The organism is Streptomyces sp. WAC03905, assembly GCF_057371075.1.
In genome coordinates, this window is record NZ_JBXYDZ010000003.1 from 6848502 (window position 1) to 6868147 (window position 19646).

The 19646-nt window shown below is 73.6% G+C and carries 12 protein-coding genes and 1 pseudogene; 4 read left to right on the forward strand and 9 right to left on the reverse strand.

What is annotated here, in order from left to right:
- Positions 1-23: 23 nt before the first annotated feature.
- The 6 genes from AC2RP6_RS33390 to AC2RP6_RS33415 form a co-directional block, all read right to left on the reverse strand.
- A complete protein-coding gene (locus AC2RP6_RS33390; RefSeq protein ID WP_030818697.1) occupies positions 24-605 on the reverse strand; it encodes a GNAT family N-acetyltransferase in 582 nt (193 codons plus the stop codon).
- Entirely contained in the window at positions 602-1702 is a 1101-nt protein-coding gene (locus AC2RP6_RS33395; RefSeq protein WP_486449565.1) for a threonine aldolase family protein, read from the reverse strand. Before AC2RP6_RS33395 ends, AC2RP6_RS33390 begins: the two co-directional genes overlap by 4 nt.
- A complete protein-coding gene (locus AC2RP6_RS33400; protein WP_486449566.1) occupies positions 1699-2388 on the reverse strand; it encodes a DUF2461 domain-containing protein in 690 nt (229 codons plus the stop codon). The genes AC2RP6_RS33395 and AC2RP6_RS33400 overlap by 4 nt, the downstream gene beginning before the upstream one ends.
- Positions 2385-3785 (reverse strand): serine hydroxymethyltransferase, encoded by a 1401-nt coding sequence (locus AC2RP6_RS33405; RefSeq protein ID WP_486449567.1) that lies wholly within the window; start codon positions 3783-3785, stop codon positions 2385-2387. The genes AC2RP6_RS33400 and AC2RP6_RS33405 overlap by 4 nt, the downstream gene beginning before the upstream one ends.
- A gap of 54 nt (positions 3786-3839) precedes the next feature.
- Positions 3840-7130, reverse strand: a complete 3291-nt coding sequence (locus tag AC2RP6_RS33410) for a non-ribosomal peptide synthetase (protein ID WP_486449568.1) — start codon at positions 7128-7130, stop codon at positions 3840-3842.
- Positions 7131-7221: 91 nt separating this feature from the next.
- Positions 7222-9087, reverse strand: coding sequence for an AfsR/SARP family transcriptional regulator (locus AC2RP6_RS33415; protein ID WP_486449569.1), 1866 nt, complete (start codon positions 9085-9087; stop codon positions 7222-7224).
- Positions 9088-9298: 211 nt separating this feature from the next.
- Here AC2RP6_RS33415 and AC2RP6_RS33420 point away from each other — a divergent pair, with 211 nt between their 5' ends.
- Positions 9299-9505 carry a hypothetical protein gene (locus AC2RP6_RS33420; RefSeq protein ID WP_486449570.1) on the forward strand — a complete coding sequence of 69 codons (207 nt, stop codon included), beginning with the start codon at positions 9299-9301 and terminating at the stop codon, positions 9503-9505.
- Positions 9506-9671: 166 nt separating this feature from the next.
- Here the strand turns inward: AC2RP6_RS33420 and AC2RP6_RS33425 are convergent, their stop codons facing one another.
- Both AC2RP6_RS33425 and AC2RP6_RS33430 read right to left on the reverse strand, forming a co-directional pair.
- Entirely contained in the window at positions 9672-12722 is a 3051-nt protein-coding gene (locus AC2RP6_RS33425) for an AfsR/SARP family transcriptional regulator (RefSeq protein WP_486449571.1), read from the reverse strand.
- A 139-nt stretch (positions 12723-12861) separates the two neighbouring features.
- Positions 12862-13332: a MarR family winged helix-turn-helix transcriptional regulator gene (locus AC2RP6_RS33430; RefSeq protein WP_486449572.1), complete on the reverse strand. Its 471-nt coding sequence runs from the start codon at positions 13330-13332 to the stop codon at positions 12862-12864.
- Between the two features lie 369 nt (positions 13333-13701).
- Here AC2RP6_RS33430 and AC2RP6_RS33435 point away from each other — a divergent pair.
- Positions 13702-15203: pseudogene (locus AC2RP6_RS33435) on the forward strand (FUSC family protein).
- Here AC2RP6_RS33435 and AC2RP6_RS33440 read toward each other — a convergent pair.
- Entirely contained in the window at positions 15193-17490 is a 2298-nt protein-coding gene (locus tag AC2RP6_RS33440; RefSeq protein WP_486449573.1) for a HelD family protein, read from the reverse strand. The pseudogene AC2RP6_RS33435 and the gene AC2RP6_RS33440 sit on opposite strands and share 11 nt — an antisense overlap.
- A gap of 141 nt (positions 17491-17631) precedes the next feature.
- Between AC2RP6_RS33440 and AC2RP6_RS33445 the strand changes: the two genes are divergently transcribed.
- Together AC2RP6_RS33445 and AC2RP6_RS33450 are read left to right on the forward strand one after the other, a co-directional pair.
- Entirely contained in the window at positions 17632-18219 is a 588-nt protein-coding gene (locus tag AC2RP6_RS33445) for a GNAT family N-acetyltransferase (protein WP_486449574.1), read from the forward strand.
- Between the two features lie 254 nt (positions 18220-18473).
- The gene (locus tag AC2RP6_RS33450; protein ID WP_486449575.1) at positions 18474-19610 is read left to right on the forward strand and encodes a nitric oxide synthase oxygenase; all 1137 of its coding nucleotides are present in this window, start codon (positions 18474-18476) and stop codon (positions 19608-19610) included.
- The last annotated feature ends 36 nt before the right edge of the window (positions 19611-19646 follow it).

Consider the following 19646-nt stretch of genomic DNA (forward strand, 5'->3'; position numbering starts at 1 on the left):
GACACCGGTACCGGTGAGGACGGTCAGACCAGGTCGCGCCGGACGATCCAGCGGTGCCGCTTGTCGCTCTTCGCCTCGGTGCGCTGGATCCGGCGGAAGCCGGCCCGTTCGAACATGTCCATCGTCCCGACGTAGGCGAGGGTCGGGTTCACCCGGCCGCCCTCGGGATCGACCGGATAGCCCTCGACGGCGGGCGCGCCGTTCGCCCGCGCGTGCTCGACGGCCCCCTCCAGCAGGCCGGAGGCGACCCCCTTGCCGCGGAACTCCTTGCGCACGACGAAACAGGTCACCGACCACACGGGCACGTCGTCCACCGGTGTGATCGTCTTCGAGGAGGTGAGCCGGTCGAGCTGACGGCGCGGCGCCACGTTGCACCAGCCGGCCACCTCGCCGTCCAGGAAACCGAGGACCCCGGGCGGCGGGTCCGCCTTCTCCGTGAGGGTGCGCAGGTGCTCGCCCCGCTCCTCCGCGGTCATCCGCCCGTAGTCGCCGGTGGTCAGCCGCCACGCCATGCACCAGCACGTGTGCGCGCTCTTCTTCGGCTGGAGCACCCGGCGGACGTCGTCCCACAGATCCGCCGTGGCGGGCCGGACTTCTAAACTCATGCTGCTACTTCGCTCTCTTCCGCTTCTTGCGAGCGTCCCGCGGGCGCGGCCTTGCGCACCCCGGCGACGACATCGGTCATCACGGCGGTCAGCACCTCCAGGGCCCGCCGACACGCCTCGCGTCCTACGTCCAGATGGGTGACCAGCCGGACGGTGTCCGGGTCCGGCGCGGTCACCAGCACTCCTTCCTGCGCGGCCCGCACGACGACCTCGTCGGCGCCCGGCACCCCGACGAGGACGATGTTGGTCTCGGGCGGGCGTACGGGGAAACCCGCGTCCCGCAGTCCCGCCGCCAGCAGCCCGGCGTGGTCGTGGTCCTCGGCGATCGCCTCCACGTGGTGGTCGAGGGCGTACAGTCCCGCAGCGGCCAGGATGCCCGACTGCCGCATGCCGCCGCCCAGACCGTGCCGCAACTTCCTCGCCCTGGGCAGGTGTTCGGCCCGGAGCAGGAGCACCGAGCCGACCGGCGCGCCCAGCCCCTTCGACAGGCACACGGACAGCGAGTCGGCCGTCTCCCCGTACGTCTCCGCCGATGTCCCGGTCGCGGCCATCGCGTTCCAGATCCGGGCGCCGTCCATGTGGACCGCCACCCCCGCGGCGGACGTCAGCTCGCGCACCGCCCGCAGCACCGGGAGCGGATGGACCGTGCCTCCGGCCCGCGTGTGGGTCTGCTCCACTTCCACCGCGCGCGTGCCCAGGGTGTACGCGTTGCCCCGCCGCAGCACGCCCGCCAGCAGGGCCGGGGTGATCACCCCCCGCTCGGCCGTCACCGTGCGGGTCTGTATCCCGCCGTAGCGCGCGGGGGAGGCCTCCTCGTGGGCCAGGACGTGCGCCTCGGCGTCGCACACCAGCTCCTCGCCGGGTGCGACGAGGAGCTGGAGCGCGATCTGGTTGGCCATCACCCCGGACGGCGTGAACAGCGCCGCCGGGAAACCGAAGAGCCCGGCGACCCGCTCCTCCAGGGCCCGGACGGTCGGGTCCTCCCCGAAGAGGTCGTCACCGACCTCCGCGCCGGCCATCGCGGCCCGCATCCCGGGACCCGGCCGGGTCACCGTGTCGCTGCGCAGATCGACGATGCCGGAAGCACCCTTGTTCATGACGGATCGTCAACTCCTCGTTCTCTGGGCTTCGGGGTGAGTTCACGGGCCGCCATCCAGTCCAGCAGCGGCCGTACCAGCAGCCAGGTCTCCCGTACGAGCTCCCCGGCACGCGCCGTGTGCAGGCCCGCGGCCGGACCGTAGCGGCGCCCCGCGTCGATCTTGCGGTGGCGCAGCAGGTCCAGCCGCGGGTGGTCCGCGGGCACCCCCCGCGGCCGGGACTTGAGCCGGTCCCCGCCGAGGACGAAACCCGCCCGCTCCAGCCGGCCCGTGATCAGGGCCAGTTCCGCACCGCCGTCCTCCTCCTCGACGGCGGCGCGGAAGCGGGCCACCTCGGCCCCGGCGTACGGGTACCAGCGGCCGGAGGCGTACAGCCCGTCCCGGTCCAGGTGCACCCACAGGCCGAGGCAGGGCAGCAGGTCCAGGTAGGCCCCCTGGTAGGTCTTGTACGGGGACTTGTCGTGGGACATCCGCGTGTCCCGGACCGGGCCGAGCACCTGCACCCCGTCCGGCCCGGCCCACTCCCCGAAGAACGTGCCCAGTTCAGCGGCCAGCTCGTCCATCGGCGCACGCACGTCGCGCTCGTACCGCTCGCGGTGGCGCAGCCGCCACGCCTCCTTGCTGTTGTCGGCCGCGAGGTCCTCGTACAGGCGCAGTGCCGAGGGCGGGAAGCCGCTGAAGGTCACGGCAGGTACCCCGGCAGGGGATGGGCGGCGCACAGCTCCGACACCCGCGAGCGGACCCGGTCGCGCAGCGCGTCCGGCAGCGCCCCGCCGGACGCGGCGAGCGCCACGAGGACGTCCGCGACCAGGTCGGCGCACTCGGCGGCCACCGTCCGGTCCATCCCGCGCGCGGCCAGCGTGTTGGTGCCCAGCCGCAGGCCGCCCGTCACCCGGACCGGCGTGGTGTCCCCCGGGACCCGGTTGCGGTTGACGACGATCCCGCAGGACTCCAGGGCCTCCTCGGCCACGTCCCCGGTGACACCGCAGCCGCGCAGGTCGAGCAGCACCATGTGGGTGTCCGTACCACCGGTGACCAGCCGGAAACCCCGGTCCAGGAGCCGCTCGGCGATCGCCTGGGCACCGTCGGCCAACCGCTTGGCGACCTCGGCGAAGTCCGGGCTGGCCACGAAGTCCAGCGCGCGGGCCTTGGCCGCCACCGACGCCAGGTCGGGGGTGCCCTGGGTGAAGGGGAACACCGCCCGGCGCAGGGTCGCCGCGAGGGTGCCGCGCTCCGGTCCCGCCCGGCGGGCCTCGCGGCCCAGCAGGATCAGCCCGCCGCGCGGGCCGTAGAGCTGTTTGTAGGTGCTGGTGGTGGTCACGTGGGCGTGGTCGACCGGGCTCTGGTGCAGGCCGGCGGCGACGAGTCCCGCGATGTGCGAGATGTCGGCCAGGAGGTAGGCGTTGGCCTCGTCGGCGATCTCCCGGAACCGGGCGAAGTCGATGCTGCGGGGGTACGCGCTCGCCCCGCACACGATCAGCTTCGGCCGGTGCTCCAGGGCCAGTTCGCGGATCTGGTCGTAGTCGAGCAGACCCTCCGGCGTCACCCGGTAGCCGTGGGCGCGGTAGTAGCGGCCCGTCACGGACGCGGGGGAGCCGTGGGTGAGGTGGCCGCCGCAGTCCAGGTCGAGCCCGAGCAGGCTGTCGCCCGGGCTCAGCAGCGCCGTGATCACGGCGAGGTTCGCGGACGACCCGGAGTGCGGCTGCACGATCGCGTCCCGCGCCCCGAAGGCCGCGCACGCCCGCTCGATCGCCAGGCGCTCGATCTCGTCGGCGACGCCGCAGCCCGCGTGGTAGCGGTTCCCGGGAAAACCCTCGGCCGTCAGGTTCCCCAGCGCACTGCCCTCGCAGGCCAGCACGGAGGGGTCCGCGACGCTGGACGCCGCGACCATCATCAGGGTGTCGCGCTGGCGCGCCGACTCCCGGGACAACAGGTCGTACAGGACCGAATCGCGTTCTCTGAGGCGGGTGTTGGCGTGCGCGGCGAAATCGACCAGGTCCGGCGCGGGTACCCGCGGCGCGCCGCCGGGCAGCCCTTCCCCGTCCAGTGGACCGGTGACGGGCGCGGGCAGGGTGAGACTCATGACTGTCCCCTCTCGGAATCGTCCGTGATGGCCGTGCTGAACCGGGCGGTGTCCTCAGCCGTTCGCACCGGCGGTGTCCGTCTCGTCGGCCTCCAGCTCGCCGAAGGCCTCGGCCGCCGCGATGGCCTCGGCGCCGTGCTGCTCGTCCGCGGCGATCTTCTCGGCCAGCTCGCGGACCACCGGGTTCTGGAACACGGTCTTGACCGGAACCGGCACCCCGAGCAGCTCCTTGAGCAGTCCCGCGAGCCGGGTCCCGCTGAGCGAGTCGCCGCCCAGGGTGAAGAAGTTGTCGCCGGGCGCCACCCCGTCCAGGCCGAGGATGTCGGCGACCGCCGCGCACAGCACGAGTTCCAGCGCGCTGCCCGGCCCGTCGCCGCCGTCCACGACCGACGCGTCGGCGGCGGACTGCCGGCTCCCGGCGGAGGAGGCCAGCAGCAGCCGGTCGACCTTGCCGTTGCGGGTCAGCGGCAGCTCGTCCAGCGCGGTCACCGCGGCCGGCACCATGTAGCCGGGCAGCTGCGCGGCGAGCCGCTCCAGCACCCGGTCGGCGGCGCCCGCGTCGCAGCCGGCCCCCGCCACCACGAAGGCGTGCAGCCTGCGGACCCCGTGGGCGCTGGCCGGCGCCACGACCACGGCCGCCTCGACCTCGGCGTCCTGGCGCAGCACGGCCTCGATCTCGCCCAGCTCGATCCGGTGCCCCTGGATCTTCACCTGGAAGTCGTCCCGGCCCAGGATCTCGATGCTGCCGTCCGGCAGGTAGCGGCCCAGGTCACCGGTCAGGTACGCGCGTTCGCCGGTCTCCGGCAGGCGCACGAAGCGGCTCTCGGTGCGCCCGGCGTCGTTCCAGTAGCCGAGGGCGAGGCCGACGTCGCTGGCCACGGCCATCTCGCCGACGACGCCGAGCGGCCGCTCGTACGCCGCCCCGTCGACGATGTAGTAGCGCTGGTTGGTGATCGGCTTGCCGTACGGGATGCTCGTCCAGGACGGGTCGACCTCGCCGATCGGCTGGAACAGCGACCAGCAGATCGTCTCGGTGGGACCGCCCGAACCCACCACCTGGATCCGCGGGCTCTGCGCCCGCAGCCGGTCCGGCAGCGTCAGCGGGATCCAGTCGCCGGAGAGCACCGAGAGCCGCAGGGACTCCAGCGGCCGGCCGCCCCCGCGCCGCTCGCGCACCTCCGCCTCGCCGACGAGGAGTTCCATCAGCACGGGTACGGAGTTCCACAGGGTGACCCGCTCCGCCCGCACCAGGTCGGCCCACACGTCGGGCTCGGCGTGCTCGAACGGCGGTGGCACCACGACGGTCCCGCCCTGCGTGAGCACCCCGAAGACGTCGTAGATCGAGGCGTCGAAGTGCAGCCCGGAAATGGCCAGCAGCCGGTCCCGCGGGCCGACCTCGAAGCGCTCCGCGACGTCACGGATCAGGTTGACCACACCGATGTGGTCGACCATCACGCCCTTGGGCTCGCCCGTCGAACCCGAGGTGAAGATCGTGTACGCGAGGTCCGCCGGGGTCTGCGCGGTGTCCGGCCGGGTGGCGGCGCCGGTCTCGAAGTCCTTGTCCACCCGGTAGCGGCGGGCCGTGGGCGGCCAGCTGATCCGCGAGTCCAGCGAGGACTGCGTGAGGATCCGGTCGACCTTGGCCTCGGCGAGCAGCCGGCGCAGCCGCTCCGGCGGCACGGAGGCGTCCAGCGGCAGGTAGGCGGCGCCGGAGGCGAGGATCCCGTACACCGCGGCGTACTGCTCCCAGCCCTTCTCCATCACCACGGCGACCAGCTCGCCCGGGGCCGCGCCGTGCTCGCGCAGCGTGTGCCCGATCCGCCAGGCGTACGCGGCCAGTTCGGCGTAGCTCAGCCGCCGCCCGGAGGCGTCCACCACGGCCTCGGCGTCGGGGGTGAGGTCGGCCTGGCGGGCGAACAGCTCGTGCAGGGTGGTGTACGGGATCTGCCCGGAGGTGTCGTTGACGCGCCGGCGCAGCTCCCGCTCGGCCGGCGGGATCAGGTCGAAGCGGGCGGTGTGCAGGCTGTCCGGGTCTTCGGTGAGCCGGGTCAGGAGGTCCACGTACACCCCGAAGGCGGCGTCCACGAAACCGGGCGCGAAGGCACCGTCGACGAAGTCCCAGATGACGCGCAGCTCGCCGGCCAGTTCGCGCAACTGCACGTCGAGAGTCACCTGCGGGGTCTGCGAGATCGAGTACACCTCCCGGCCCAGGTCCGTGACGGGCCGGCGCACCGGGTAGTCGAGCAGGCTCGTGACCACCACCGGCATCCCGGCCTGCGCGCCCACCCCGTGCAGACGCGTCAGCTCCCGCAGCACGCGGACGCCGTTGAAGGAGCCGTGCTCCACGTCCCGGGCGAGCTGGTCGCGCAGGGCGTGCGCACGGTCGAGGAAGGTCGCCCCCGAACCGTCGGCGGCGAGCATCACCGCGTTGGTGAAGTCGCCGAGCACGCCGCTGATGTCCGGGTGCACCGCCGGGCGCTGGAAAACCGGGTAGTTGATCGTGAAGTCCGATTCCTCCGCCCAGGCCCGGACCACCTCGGCGAAGGCCGCGGTCAGCAGGACCGAGGGGGTCGTCCCCGCCTCGTGCGCCCGCTCGGTGAACCGCTGCCAGTCGGCGGCGGAGAGCCGGTGCTCGCGCCGGTCGAACCGGACCTCGCCGGTGTCCCCGCCGGATCCGCCCGTGGGCAGCGACGGGGCGGGCGGCAGGGTGGGCACGCGCCGCACCCAGTAGTCGCGGGCCGCCCGGAAGGCCTCGGTGTGCGGCAGCGCGTCGGCGCGCCAGCGGGCGTACTCGGCGAAGGAGATGCCGGGCTCCGGGAGTTCCGCGTCGGGGTTCTCGTACAGGTCGACCAGCTCGGGGAAGAGCACCTGGAAGGCGCTGGAGGCGTCCAGCACCTGCAGGTCGATCCCCAGGTGGACCCGGCCGAGGTTCTCCGGACCGCCCAGCCGGATGATCCGCAGGTCGAACAGCGGCCAGCTGCCGACCGGGAAGACCACGTGGCTCATCTCCTCGCGCAGCGCGGCGAGGTGCTCCCGTGCTGCGTCGGCGGACAGGCCGGTCAGGTCCACGACCGGTATCGAGAACGGCAGCGGGTCGGACGGCACCCACTGGGTACCGTCCGTGCTGCCGATCGCGCGGAGCATGTCGTGGCGGGCGACCACCTTGCGCCAGGCGGCGGCGAACCGTTCGGGGTCGAGGTCGGCGCGCTCCCACTCGAAGTAGCCGTAGCAGCCGATGCCGCCCATCTCGACGGCTTCGCCTCGCCCGATCATCAGTGCCTGCTGCGTCTCGGTCATCGGGAAGGACGCGGCACTGTCCGCGCGAGCGGGCAGGAGCTCGGTCATGGTCCAACTCCATTCGGTGTTACGGGCCGTTGGCGTGTGCGTGCTCGGGGTGGGTACGGGCCGGGACGCCCTGCTGCGGGGCAGGGCGAGGCTAGGGGCGGTGGGTTAGCCGCCGGTTATGCTCCGTGCGGGCCGCCCGGTCGCCGGGCAGGGGGGCCCGCCCCTCCGCCAGGGAGAGCGCGAAGAGCCGTACGAGCGGGTGGAACAGGTAGCAGGGCTGCCCCCACTCGTCCGCGCCGCTGACCTCCAGCAGGGCCGCGTCGGCGAGCGCCTCCAGCAGCCGCTCGGCCTCGGCCTCCGGCAGGTCCAGGGCGGTCGCGGCCTCGGCGGCCGGGAACGGCTCCGGGCCCAGCGCCGCCAGCGCCGGGAACACCGCCCGCACCTCCGGCTCCAGCGCGCGCCAGGACGGCAGCAGGGAGGTGTGCACGTCCATGTCGCCCGAGTGCAGTTCCCGCAGCCGGGTGACGGGGTCCGCGAGCCTGCGGGCGAGCCGGTCGGGGGTGCAGTGCGGCCGGGCCGCGATCCGGGTCCCGACGATCCGCAGCGCCAGCGGCAGGCCGGCGCAGTGCTCGACGATCGCGGACGCGGCGCGGGGAGCGCCCGCCACCCGGGCCGGACCGGCGGCCGCGGCCAGCAGCTCCAGGGAGTCGCGGGCCTCCAGGGGCGCGAGGGCCACGGTGTGCGCTCCGGCCACGGTGGGCAGGGCCGTACGCCCCGTCACCAGGACGGCGGGTTCGGGGGTGTTGGGCAGCAGCGGACCGAGCTGGGCCGCCCCCGAGGCGTTGTCCAGGACGATCAGCAGCTGCCGCCCCCGCGTCCGCTCCCGGTAGAGGCGCACCAGCTGGTCCTGGTCGTCGGTGACCGGTACGTCGTCCGTCGGGCCCAGCGCCCGCAGCAGACGGCGCAGCACCCGGGCCGGGTGGCGCGGGGTGCCGTCCGCGGCGCGCAGGTCGGCGTACAACTGCCCGTCGGGGAAGTGCCGCTGGCAGCGGTGGGCCGCGTGGACGGCCAGTGCGGTCTTCCCCAGCCCGGCCATGCCCGTGACCAGGACCCGGCGGGGCCGTCCGGAGCCCTGCCCCTCGGGGGTCAGGGCACGGCACACCAGCTCCAGTTCCGGTCCCCGCCCGGTGAAGTCGACGGTGTCCGGGGGCAGCATGGCCGGCGTCCCGGCCGACGGTCCGGCGGGCCGCGGCCGGGCCCCGCCCGCGCGGACGGCCGGGGCGGAGCCCTGCCACCGGTCGAGCGTCCCGTCCAGCAGGGCCCGGTAGGTGGCCTGGAGCTCCTCACCCGGATTGACGCCGAGCTCGTCCGCGAGCACCGCCCGGCCGTGGTGGTAGAGGTGGATGGCGTCCGCCTGCCGCCCGGACCGGCACAGGGCCGTCATGAGCTGGCACCTGATGCGCTCGCGCAGCGGGAACTCGGCGACGAGTCCGGTGAGTTCACCGGTGATCTGCTCGTGGCGGCCCAGGGCGAGGTCGGCGGCGATGCGGTGCTCCAGCGTGACGGCCCGCGCCTCGGTCAGCCGCGGGGCCTCGGCGTCGGCGAGGTATTCCGTGGCGTTCGCGAAGGGCTGCCCGTTCCACCGGGCCAGGGCGTCGCGCAGCAGCTCACCGGCCCTTTCGAAGTCCTCTTTGACCAGTGCCTCGCGGCCGGCGAGCGCCAGCTTCTCGAATTCGTTCAGGTCGACGGTCGCATTACCGATGCTCATGGCATATCCCGGCGGTCTGCGATCGATCATCACGTCGGCGCCGAGAATCTTGCGCAGGCGCGAAATATAGGTGTAGAGCTGTGCGCTGACGGTGGCCGGGGGCGCCCAGCCCCACAGCAGCCGGCACAGCCGCTCGTCCGACACCACTTCTTCGCGGGCCAGGAGGAGCGCCGCGAGCACGGTGTGCAGCTTCGCCCCGGAGAACGCGACCCGGTGGCCGTCCCGCCGTACCTCTACTGGCCCGAGCACTCGGAATTCCATGTACCGCCCCATCCGTGATTCCTGAGAAGAATCTTCGAACGAAGCTAGAGGAGCCCGTTGTCCCCTCGATATCGTGGCGATTTCGAGGGGGGCCTCGGTCGCGAAATCGATGGAACACGGAAGAGAAAGGAGCCGTCCCTACTGTTCCATTCATGCCGCAGCGAGCGGCAGTGATGATCCACCGAGAGGGGAATCCGAGATGCGCAGCACCCGGACGGCGAAGACGACGGCCGCTTGCCTGGTCGTTCTTGCGGGGATGTTCGTGGGCACGGGGGCCGCCACGGCCCTGACGGCGCAGGCGAGCACCAGCGTCCAGGCGGACGACATGCCGTGGGGGGTCGTCAAGCCGCTGCACCCCTCGCACCCGGGCTCCGCCGGCACGAACGGCGACATGCCCTGGGGCTGACCACCCCCGGCGCCCCCCACTCACGCGCCGCGCCGCTCCGCCCGCACCACCGCCCCACGCACCACCGCAAGCCCGTACCACCGCAAGCCCGCACCACGCGGCCCCGCACCACCGCAGCGCCGCACCCCGCGCACACCGCCGCGGCCCGATCCGTACCGGACGGGCGTCAGTTCGCCGGATGCGCCAGCAGCTCCGTCAGTTCCTCCGGAGTGAAGGAACGATGCGGCAGCCCTCCGGGCCCCCCACCGCACGGTGCCTCCTCGCCTCCCGCGTCCCGTACGGCCACCAGCAGCCGGCCCGCCTGCGCCCGCCAGGGCTGCGCGCCGACCTCGCCGAAGCCGGCACAGGCCCGCCGGAACCTCTCCGCCGCCTCCGCACAGCGGCCCCCGAGCGCGTCCACGCACCCGAGGTCCGTCTCCACCCGGGCGTACAGGAACCGGTCCGCCAGCTCCTCAGTGATCTCCAGGGCCTGCCGCAGCGTGTCCCCCGCCGCCTGCAGCAGGCCCTGGCTCCACTGCGTCTGCCCCAGGCCCCGCAGCGCGTGGGCCTCACCGACCCGGTCGCCCTCACCGCGGGTCAGCCGCAGCACCGAACCGAACGCCTCGGCCGCCTCGCCGAGATCCCCGGCGCGCAGCCGCACCTCGGCCAGCCGGTACACGCTCTGGGCCTCCGCCCGTACCGATCCGGTACGCCGGCTGAGCGCCACCGCCTCCTGCGCCAGCGGCAGCGCGCCGCCCACGTTGCCCCGGTCCAGTTCGATCTGCGCCTGGAACCCCAGCAGATGGGCCTCGTTGCCGATGTCCCCGGACGCGTGGAATCCGCTGAGCGCCGCCTCGCAGTACTCCAGCGCCCGCTCCCAGTCGCCCTGGAACCGCGCGCACATCGCCAGGTTCCGCTGGGCCAGCGCCGCACCGCCCGGATCACCCGCGGCGCGCAGCAGACGCAGCGCGGCCATGTTCCAGCCCTCGGCCTGCTCGTAGCGCCGCTGGTAGATCGCCAACGACCCCAGGATCCGCAGCATCGTCGCCTCGCCCCGCTCGTCGCCGGCCCGCCGGGCCGAGGCCAGGGCCAGATCGGCGCTGCGCTGCCAGTCCTCCAGGTAGTTCTTCGTCTCGAAGTGCGGCACCGCGCTCTCGGTCAGCATCCAGGCGTAGCCCGCCCGGCCCGTCTCCGCCGCCTGCGCCACCACGTCGGTCACGGCGGTGCGCTCCGACTCGAACCAGTCCATCGGCGCGCCCAGCAGCTCGTCGGCGAGCTCGCCCAGGAAGCCGGGTGCGGGTGCGGCGGGCCGGCCCACCGGGAAGTCCCGTCCGTCGATCCGCCGGTGCGCCTCCTCGGCCAGCCAGAGCCAGGCGCCGAAGGCCCGCTCCAGCGCGGCGTCCGTCTCCTCCTCCGGCTCGTCCGACTCCGCCCGCTCCCGGGCGAACAGCCGCAGCAGGTCCTGGAAGCGGTAGCGGGCGGCCCGGCCCGGCGCCGCCTCCGCGACCTCCAGCAGCTGGGCGTCGACGAGCTGGTCGATCAGCTCCTCCGCGTGCCACACGCTGGTGTCCAGCACCGCCGCCCCGGCCCACGCCGCGAAGTCCGCCGTGCGCAGCAGCCCGAGGCGCCGGTACATCCGGGCCGCCTCCGGCGGCAGGTCCCGGTAGGTGAGCCGGAAGCCGGCCCGCACCCCGCCCTCGCCCGGGCTCAGCACGTCGAGCCGCGAGCGGTGGTCGCGCAGCCGCTCCACCAGGCTCCGCACGCTCAGGTTGGGTTTCGCCGCCAGCCGGGCGCCGGCGATCCGCAGCGCCAGCGGCAGGCAGTCGCAGAGCGCACCGAGCTGCTCCACGGCCACCGGGTCGCTGCCGAACCGGTCCGCCCCGGCGAGTTTGATCAGCAGGGCCGTCGCCTCGGTGGGCTCCAGCATGCGCAGCCGGATGCTGAGCGCCGTGTAGTCCCCGGTCAGGTCGCCCAGGTTCTCCCTGCTGGTGGCCAGCACCACGCTGCGTCCGCCGCCCGGGAGCAGGGGCCGGAGCTGGTGGAAGGTACGGACGTTGTCCAGGACGATCAGCGTCTTGCGGGTGCTCAGCAGGCTCCGGAACAGCGAGGCCCGCTCGTCGGGATCGGCCGGCACCTGGGGCGCGGCGATCCCGAGGGCCCGCAGGAAGCGGTCGAGCACGGCGGCGGGCGAGACCGGCGCCTGCTCCTCGTCGTAGCCCCGCAGATCGGCGAAGAGCTGGCCGTCGGGGAACTGGTCGGCGACCTGGCTCGCCCAGTGCACCGCCAGCGCCGTCTTGCCCACCCCGCCCACGCCCACGATCGTGGCCAGCGCCGGGGTGTGGGGGTTGTACGGCTCCTTCAGCAGTCGGTCCAGCGAGGCCATCTCCCGCTGGCGCCCGGTGAACGCCATGACCCCCGCGGGAAGTTGGGCCGGGACCGTGTGCACGGCGGCCGGCGCGGGGCTGACCACCGCCGGGGGCCGGGTCAGTTCCGGCGAGTCCCGCAGGATCAGCTCGTGCAACTGCCGCAGCCCCGGACCGGGTTCGATCCCGAGCTGCTCGGTCAGTAACCGGCGGCCGGCCAGGAACACGTCGAGGGCCTCGGCCCGCTGGCCCGACCGGTACAGGGCCAGCATGAGGTGCTCGCGGCACTGCTCGCGCAGCGGGTGGCGCGCCACCAGCTCGGTGAGCTCGCCTATGAGCGCACGGTGCCGGCCCAGCTGGAGCATCAGCCCCGCCCGCTCCTCGATGAGCGTGAGCCGCATCTGTTCCAGGCGCGTCGCCTCGGCCTCCAGCCGGGAGCCGGGGGTCTCGTCGAGGGCCGAGCCCCGCCAGATGCTCAGCGCCTCCTCGAAGAGCGTGCAGGCCTCCTCGGTGCGGCCGTGCCGGGCGGCGTCGCGCCCCTGGTCGGCACGCTCCAGGAACTCCTGGACGTCGACGCGGTGCTCACCCTTGGCCAGCAGGTAGCCCGGGGGAGAGGTGATCAGCAGATCGGTCACCCCGGCCTGCTTGAAGGTCTTGCGCAGGGTGGCCACGCAGATGGCGATCTGGTTCCGCGCGGTCGCGGGAGGCGAATTCGGCCAGACGGCGTCCACGAGGGTGTCCACCGAGACGACGCGGTCGGCATAGAGCACCAGCATCGCGAGGACCGTGGCCTGGCGCCGACCGTTGATGCGCAAGGGGCCGTCGTCGGCCTGGACGAGCAGTGGCCCCAGCAGTCTGAAGACAAACCGATTCAACAGGTCCCCCGCCTTTGAAACCCCGCGTCAGGCGCGAACGGTACCGCAAAGACGATTCCTCGGTGCAGTCAACTCTTGGGAAAAACGTCGGCTGTTTCAGGCCACCTTGTCCGTATAGCGGTAGCCCCGAGCGGGCTCCTCACGGAGAGTCGCCGGTGCCGGCCGAGGCCAGCGCGCCCGACAGGCCCCGAATGATCTCGGCCGTTCGCCGCATCTCCTCCTCGCCGCCCAGGCTCTCGCACAGGTGCCGGGCCCATTCGGCCAGACAGGAGTCGATCTCCCGCTCTGCGGCCGCGCCCCGCTCGGTCGCGGCGAGCAGTTTCGCCCGCCGGTGCGCCGGATTGTCCAGGTAGACGGCCAGGCCCTGGTCGACGAGCAGGTCGGCTATGCGCTGCACGCTCTGCCGCGTGGTCCCCACCCGCCGGGCCACCTCGGAGACCGACAGGGATTCCGCCGTGACGGTGCTCAGGACCTGCCAGCGCGCCGCGCTCAGACCGAACGACAGCGTCAGCCGGTCGACGGCCGCGGTGAACCGTCCGTTCAGCCGGAAGACGGCCACGGCGGCCCGGCTGAACGCCTCGGCCTCCCCGGACTCCGCTGTACGCGTCAACGCCGGCCCCCTTCCGTACGCCCTCCGGGTCGCTGCACGATAACAGCGCGTGGTCACGCGGACGAGAGCCGTGCGCGGTCGGAGCGCAGGCGTCCGTCCGGACTGGTCCGTTGGCAGACCCGTGGCCGACGCAACTCCTCAGTAGCCGTACCAATGGCACTGGTCACCGGGGTCGAGTTGAGCCAGTGGGCCCCCAGGTGCTTATCTGTGTCCTATCCATGTACTTACGGCGCCGCGCAGCGCCGGACGGCAACGAGGCCGGTTCCGGAGCGCGGCGCCTTCGCCGTGCCCGTCCGCCGCCCACCACCCCGGGGCGGCGCGGACCCGGCGCGCACCACTGCAGGGGGGCGGCACACCGCTGTGAAGAGGATGTTCGTAGCTCCGGATCCGGGGCGCCTGAGGCTCAGGAACGCGGCCCGCGCCGTGCTCGGCGTCGGCGCCGCCGTCGTTCTCGCCGAACTGTGCGGTCTCTCCCTGACCGCCTCCATCACCGGCGGACTCGCGGCCCTGCTCGCGCTCTTCACCGTCACCGACCCGACCGTGCGCCGCCAGGCCGTCACCACCGCCCTGCTGCCCGCCGCCGGATTCCCGGTCCTGGCGCTGGCCACGGCCCTGCACGGAATCACCCCGCTGCGGGACGCCGCCTTCGTCCTCGTCGTCTTCTGCGGGGTCTACGCCCGCCGCTGGGGCCCGCGCGGACACGCCCTCGGGATCTTCGCGTTCATGAACTTCTTCATCACGCAGTTCCTGCACGCCCTCCCGGCCCAGCTCCCCGAACTGTACGCCGCCGTCGGCCTGGCCCTGGCGGCCTCCGCCGCCGTACGGTTCCTGCTCTGGCCCATCGAACGGCGCACCCCGCCGCCCGCCGCCCCCGCACCGCTGCCCGGCCGCGGCCTGGCCCGGCACACGACCCGCCAGGCCTTCCAGGCGACCGCCGCCTGCGCCGTCGCCCTGGCCGTCGGCCAGGTGCTCTCCGAGGACCGCTGGTACTGGGCCGTGGGCACGGCCTGGTGGATCTTCGTCAACACGGCCTCCCGCGGCGAGACCCTGGTCCGCGGCTTCCGCCGGGTCCTCGGCACCGTCGTCGGCGTGGCCGCCGGGGTGCTGATCGCCATCCCGCTGGACGGCGCCCCCCTGCCCACCGCCCTCCTCGTCGCCGTCTGCGTCTTCGGCATCTTCTACACGGCCGCCGTCTCCTACAGCTGGATGATCCTCGCGGTCACGCTGATGGCCGGGCTGCTCTACGGCCTCCTCGGCGTGCTGGACCCCGGCCTGCTCGTGCTGCGCCTGGAGGAGACCGCCGTCGGCGCCGCGTGCGCCGCGCTGGCCGTCGTCCTGGTCCTGCCGGTCACCACCCACGCCACCAACGACGCGTGGATCCAGCGCGCCCTGCTCTGCGTGCACGCGGCTTCCGCCCAGGCCACCGCCCGGCTCGCCGGCTCGCCGTCGGCCGATCCCGCCCCGCACGCCGCGGAGCTGGAGACCCTGCTCGCCCGGGTCCGGATGGCGCTCGCGCCGCTGGTCCACCCGCTCAGCCCGTTCCGCGCGCGCAAGGCCCGGGCCGGCCAGGTCATCGCCCTGCTGGACGACTGCGCCCGCGAGGTGCGCGGACTGGTCGCCGTCGCCGCCGACCCGGACGCCGGCCACGACGCCCGGCTCGCCGCCGCCTGCTGGCGCGTGGAGTCGGCCGTCCAGGCGCTGACCGCCGGCGAGCGGGAGCCGAAGGACCCGCGGCGGCACACGCCACGTCCTCGCCCGCCGGCACCGCCGGACCCGCGCTCGCCCACCTCCAGGGCCTGGAGCGGGCCCTCACCGAGCTGGCCACCCCGCTCGGCAGCGACCCGAAGGCGCCGTTCGTCATCAGCGCGTGAGCAGTCCGCCCCAGGCCGGCGCCCGCCCCGCGGGCGTCCGGCCGGGGGAGTGCACGATCCCCAGGGCCTGGGTGGCCCGGGTCAGCGCCACGTACAGGTCGCTCGGCCCGAAGTCGGCCGGCTCCACCACGATCACCGTGTCGAACTCCAGGCCCTTGGCCTGCCGCGGATCCAGCAGGACGACCTCCCGGGTCAGATCCGGCTCCGCGCCCTCCCGTGTCCCCGGCAGAACGGCCGCCAGCGCCGCGTGCCGTTCCCGCGGTGCGATCACCGCGAGCCGCCCCTCGGCCGGCCGGTCCCGCTCCACGGCCTCCGCGACCGCCGCGGCGAGGTCCCCGGACGCCCGCGCCCACGGCCGCACCCCGGTCGACCGTACCGAACGCGGCGGCTCGAAGCCGGGGTCGCGTTCGCGCAGCACGGCCGCCGCCACCTCCATGATCTCGGCCGGCGTGCGGTAGTTGACCCCGAGCCGGACCAGCTCCCAGCGCTCGCCCACGTACGGCGTCAGGATCCGCTCCCAGGACCCGCAGCCCGCCTCGTCGCCGGTCTGCGCCGGATCCCCGACCAGGGTCATCGAACGGGTCGGGCAGCGCCGCATCAGCAGCCGCCACGCCATCTCCGACAGCTCCTGCGCCTCGTCCACGATCACGTGCCCGAAGGCCCAGGTGCGGTCGGCCGCGGCCCGCTCGGCCGTGCTGCGGTGGTCGGCCTCCTCGTGGCGTTCGGCCATCCTCTCGGCGTCGATGATGTCGTGCGCCGCGAGGTACTCGTTCTCCTCGTCCTCGAACTCGTAGGACTGCGAACCGGCGGACACGTCCAGCACGCCCTGTGCGTACGCGATGCGCCGCCGGCGCTGCCGCTCCTCGGCGGCCCGCAGCGCGCTGTCGTCCTCGCCGAGCAGCTCGGCCGCCTCGTCCAGGAGCGGTACGTCGGCCGGGGTCCAGTCCGGCCGGACCGAGGGTGCGCGCCGGATCAGCCGGGCCTCGTCCGCGGGCAGGTGCGTGGGATCCGCCAGGAAGTCGGCGACCAGCCGCTGCGGGGTGAGGGAGGGCCACAGCGAGTCGATGGCCGCGTGCACGGCGCGACTCGTCGCGATCTCCTTGCCGAGCTGGGCGACGTCGTCCGGACCGAGCAGGTTCGGACCGCCGTAGGGATCCGCGCCGAGGCGGTCGGCGAGCTGCGCGGTGAGCGCGTCGATGATCCGGAAGGCGAAGGCCGGACGCGCCTGGTTGTGCGGCAGCCCGGTGGCCCGGGCCCGGTCGCGCGCCTCGTGGGCCATCGTGCGGTCCAGCAGCAGGGTCCCGTAGTCGTCGTGGTCGATCTCCAGCGCGGCCTCGGGGACGGTGTCGTACTCCTCGCCGGTGTCCGCCGGCACGTGCTCCGGCAGGCGCTGCCGGTCGGCCACGACCCGCGCCAGGACCCGCGCCATCGAGGCGCGGCCCTTCACCGCGGCCGCCCCCGGGCGGTCGGTGCCGGTGGCGTGCACCCCGGGGAACAGCTCACCCGGGGTGGACAGCAGCACGCCCGTCTCGCCGAGCGCAGGCAGCACGCCGCCGATGTAGCCCAGGAAGGCGGGCCCCGGCCCGACGACCAGCACCCCGCGCCTGGCGAGCAGCTCGCGGTGGGCGTAGAGCAGGTACGCGGCGCGGTGCAGCGCGACCGCCGTCTTGCCGGTGCCGGGCCCGCCCTCGACCACCAGCACCCCGCGGTGCGTGGAGCGGATGACCCGGTCCTGCTCGGCCTGGATGGTCCGCACGATGTCGTGCATGCGGCCGGTCCGGGCGGCGTCGAGCGCGGCCAGCAGGACCGCGTCCGCGTCTGCGCCCTCGTGACCCGTGCGCTCCGCGTCGGTCAGGTCGAGGATCTCGTCGTGCAGGGCGGTGACCGTCCGGCCGCGGCTGCTGATGTGCCGGCGGCGGCGCAGCCCCATGGGGGTGTGTCCGGTGGCGAGGTAGAAGGGGCGCGCGACCTCGGCCCGCCAGTCGAGTACGAGGGGCGTGCGCTCCGTGTCGTCGGCGCGGATCCCGATGCGGCCGATGTGGTGGTCGCGGCCGTCGGAGAACTCCAACCGGCCGAAACAGAGGCCGTTCTCGCCGGCGTTCAGGGCGGAGAGCAGACCGGACTGCTCGGCCACGATGACATCGCGCTCCAGGCGCGCCTGGAAGCCCGTTCCGACGTCCCGCAATGCCCCTTCGACCGCCTGTTCGGCCTGGTCGCGCAGGTCGTCGAGGCGCCGATAGAGATCGGTGATGAATTGCTGCTCTTTCCGGAATTCCTCGGTTGACAATTGCGCTCCTGCCGCGATATAGTGTCTCCGTAAGCTTTCCGCGGCCCAGCTCAAAAGCGAAGTCGCGAAATCTTGAATATACGCCCTCTCCTCCCTCGGCAGCGAATTCGGCCGGGGGATTTTTTGCGTACGGTGGATCTCATGACCACCCCACACGGCCCGGCCGACGGCATCGTCTACCGCCTCGCCCGTCCCGAGGACGCGGGCGCCATCGAGGCCCTGGACAGCTCCTTCACCACCCCCACCGTCTTCGAGGTGACCACCTCCGCCGACGGCTGGGGCTTCCTGCTCCGAGAGGTCCCGGTGGACCCGCCCGTGCGCAAGGTCTTCCCGCCGGAGGAGCACGACGAGCAGGGGTTCGCCGGCGCCCGGGGCCCCGACGTGGACGCGGACTCCCGCACCTTCGTCGCCCTCGACGGCGACGAGCTGTGCGGGTTCGCCGCCGTCGGCTACGCCGCGTGGAACCGGCGGCTGACCGTCGAGGACATCGAGGTCGCGCCCGGCCACCGGGGACGCGGGATCGGCAGCGCCCTGATGGAGCGGGCCGCCGGGTTCGCCCGCGAACGGGGCGCGGAACACCTCTGGCTGGAGGTCAGCTCGGTCAACGCGCCCGCCGTGCACGCCTACCGGCGCATGGGGTTCACCCTCTGCGGCCTCGACACGGCCCTCTACGGCGGCACGCCCTCGGCGGGCGAGCGGGCGCTCTTCATGACCCGTCCCTGCCCCTAGGTACTGTCCGGCAGGGGGTGGCCGACCCGCGTGCGGGGGCGCCCGAGGTGGCGTCAGTTCCGCGGAATGCGCCGGATCCTACGCCGACGCGCCCCCTGTCCGCAGCCGGATCCCCGAGGATCACCCGGAGGAGTGTTCCAGGGGCTCATGCCGCACGCCGCTGACCTGCGGCAGGTACAACGGGTCAATGTTCAGCGCACATTCATGCGGCACGTACAGGGTGGATCTGGTCGGACAGGGGGTAACCCGCCGGAATGGAAATTCTTCAACAGCGCTCCACCACCGCTCAGGTGTGGCAGGCGGCCGAGGAGTTCATCCGACTCTTCCACAGGGAGAACGCCGGCGCGGGTGATCCGCGCGCCCGGCTCGCCGCCGTGCGGGCGGAGCTCGCGGACACCGGCACGTACGTGCACACGCCCGCGGAGCTGGTCCACGGAGCGCGCGTGGCCTGGCGCAACAGCAACCGCTGCATAGGCAGGCTCTACTGGAACTCGCTGCGGGTGCGTGACCGCCGCGGGCTCACCGACGCCGACACGATCGCCGCCGAGTGCTTCGACCACCTGCGCGAGGCGACGAACGGCGGCCGCGTCAGGCCGACCATCACGGTCTTCGCCCCCGAGACGCCCGACCGGCCGGGGCCGGTGATCTGGAGCGAGCAGCTCGTGCGGTACGCCGGGTACGGCGACCACCCCTCGATAACCGTCGGCGACGCCCGCAACGCCCCGCTGACCGAGGCCCTGCTCCAGCTCGGCTGGTCCGGCGGCGCCGGCACCCCCTTCGACCTCCTCCCGCTCGTGGTCCAGGGCGTCGACGACAAACCCCGCTGGTTCGACACCCCCGCGGACGCGGTCCTGGAGGTGCCGATCCGCCACCCGGACGGCGACGGCTGGGCCGACTGGGGCCTGCGCTGGCACGCCGTGCCCGCCATCTCCAACATGTGTCTGGAGATCGGTGGCATCCACTACCCGGCGGCTCCCTTCAACGGCTGGTACATGGGCACCGAGATCGGCGCGCGCAACCTCGCCGACACCGACCGCTACAACCTGCTGCCCGCCGTCGCCCGCCGCCTCGGTCTGGACACCTCCAGCGACCGCTCCCTGTGGAAGGACCGGGCCCTCGTCGAGCTCAACCGGGCGGTCCTGCACTCCTTCGACCGCGCCGGCGTCACCATCGCCGACCACCACAGCGAGTCCCGGCGCTTCCTCTCCCACCTGGAACGCGAGGAGCGCAAGGGCCGCGAGGTGGGCGCCGACTGGTCCTGGATCGTGCCGCCGATCTCCGGCTCGGCCACCCCGGTCTTCCACCGCACCTACGAGGACCGCCCCAGCAGCACGGCCTACGTCCACCACTCCGGCGCGCAGGAACGGGCCCAGGGACGGGATTTGGTCTAGACCTTCTGTTACCGTCGGCTCCGGACGGATCCGACA

What these genes read in the sequence shown, in the direction of transcription:
- AC2RP6_RS33390 (WP_030818697.1), bottom strand. Translation starts at nt 605, where the DNA reads ATGAGTTTAGAAGTCCGGCCCGCCACGGCGGATCTGTGGGACGACGTC.
- AC2RP6_RS33450 (WP_486449575.1), top strand. Translation starts at nt 18,474, where the DNA reads ATGGAAATTCTTCAACAGCGCTCCACCACCGCTCAGGTGTGGCAGGCG.
- AC2RP6_RS33395 (WP_486449565.1), bottom strand. Translation starts at nt 1,702, where the DNA reads ATGAACAAGGGTGCTTCCGGCATCGTCGATCTGCGCAGCGACACGGTG.
- AC2RP6_RS33420 (WP_486449570.1), top strand. Translation starts at nt 9,299, where the DNA reads ATGCGCAGCACCCGGACGGCGAAGACGACGGCCGCTTGCCTGGTCGTT.
- AC2RP6_RS33410 (WP_486449568.1), bottom strand. Translation starts at nt 7,130, where the DNA reads ATGACCGAGCTCCTGCCCGCTCGCGCGGACAGTGCCGCGTCCTTCCCG.
- AC2RP6_RS33445 (WP_486449574.1), top strand. Translation starts at nt 17,632, where the DNA reads ATGACCACCCCACACGGCCCGGCCGACGGCATCGTCTACCGCCTCGCC.
- AC2RP6_RS33405 (WP_486449567.1), bottom strand. Translation starts at nt 3,785, where the DNA reads ATGAGTCTCACCCTGCCCGCGCCCGTCACCGGTCCACTGGACGGGGAA.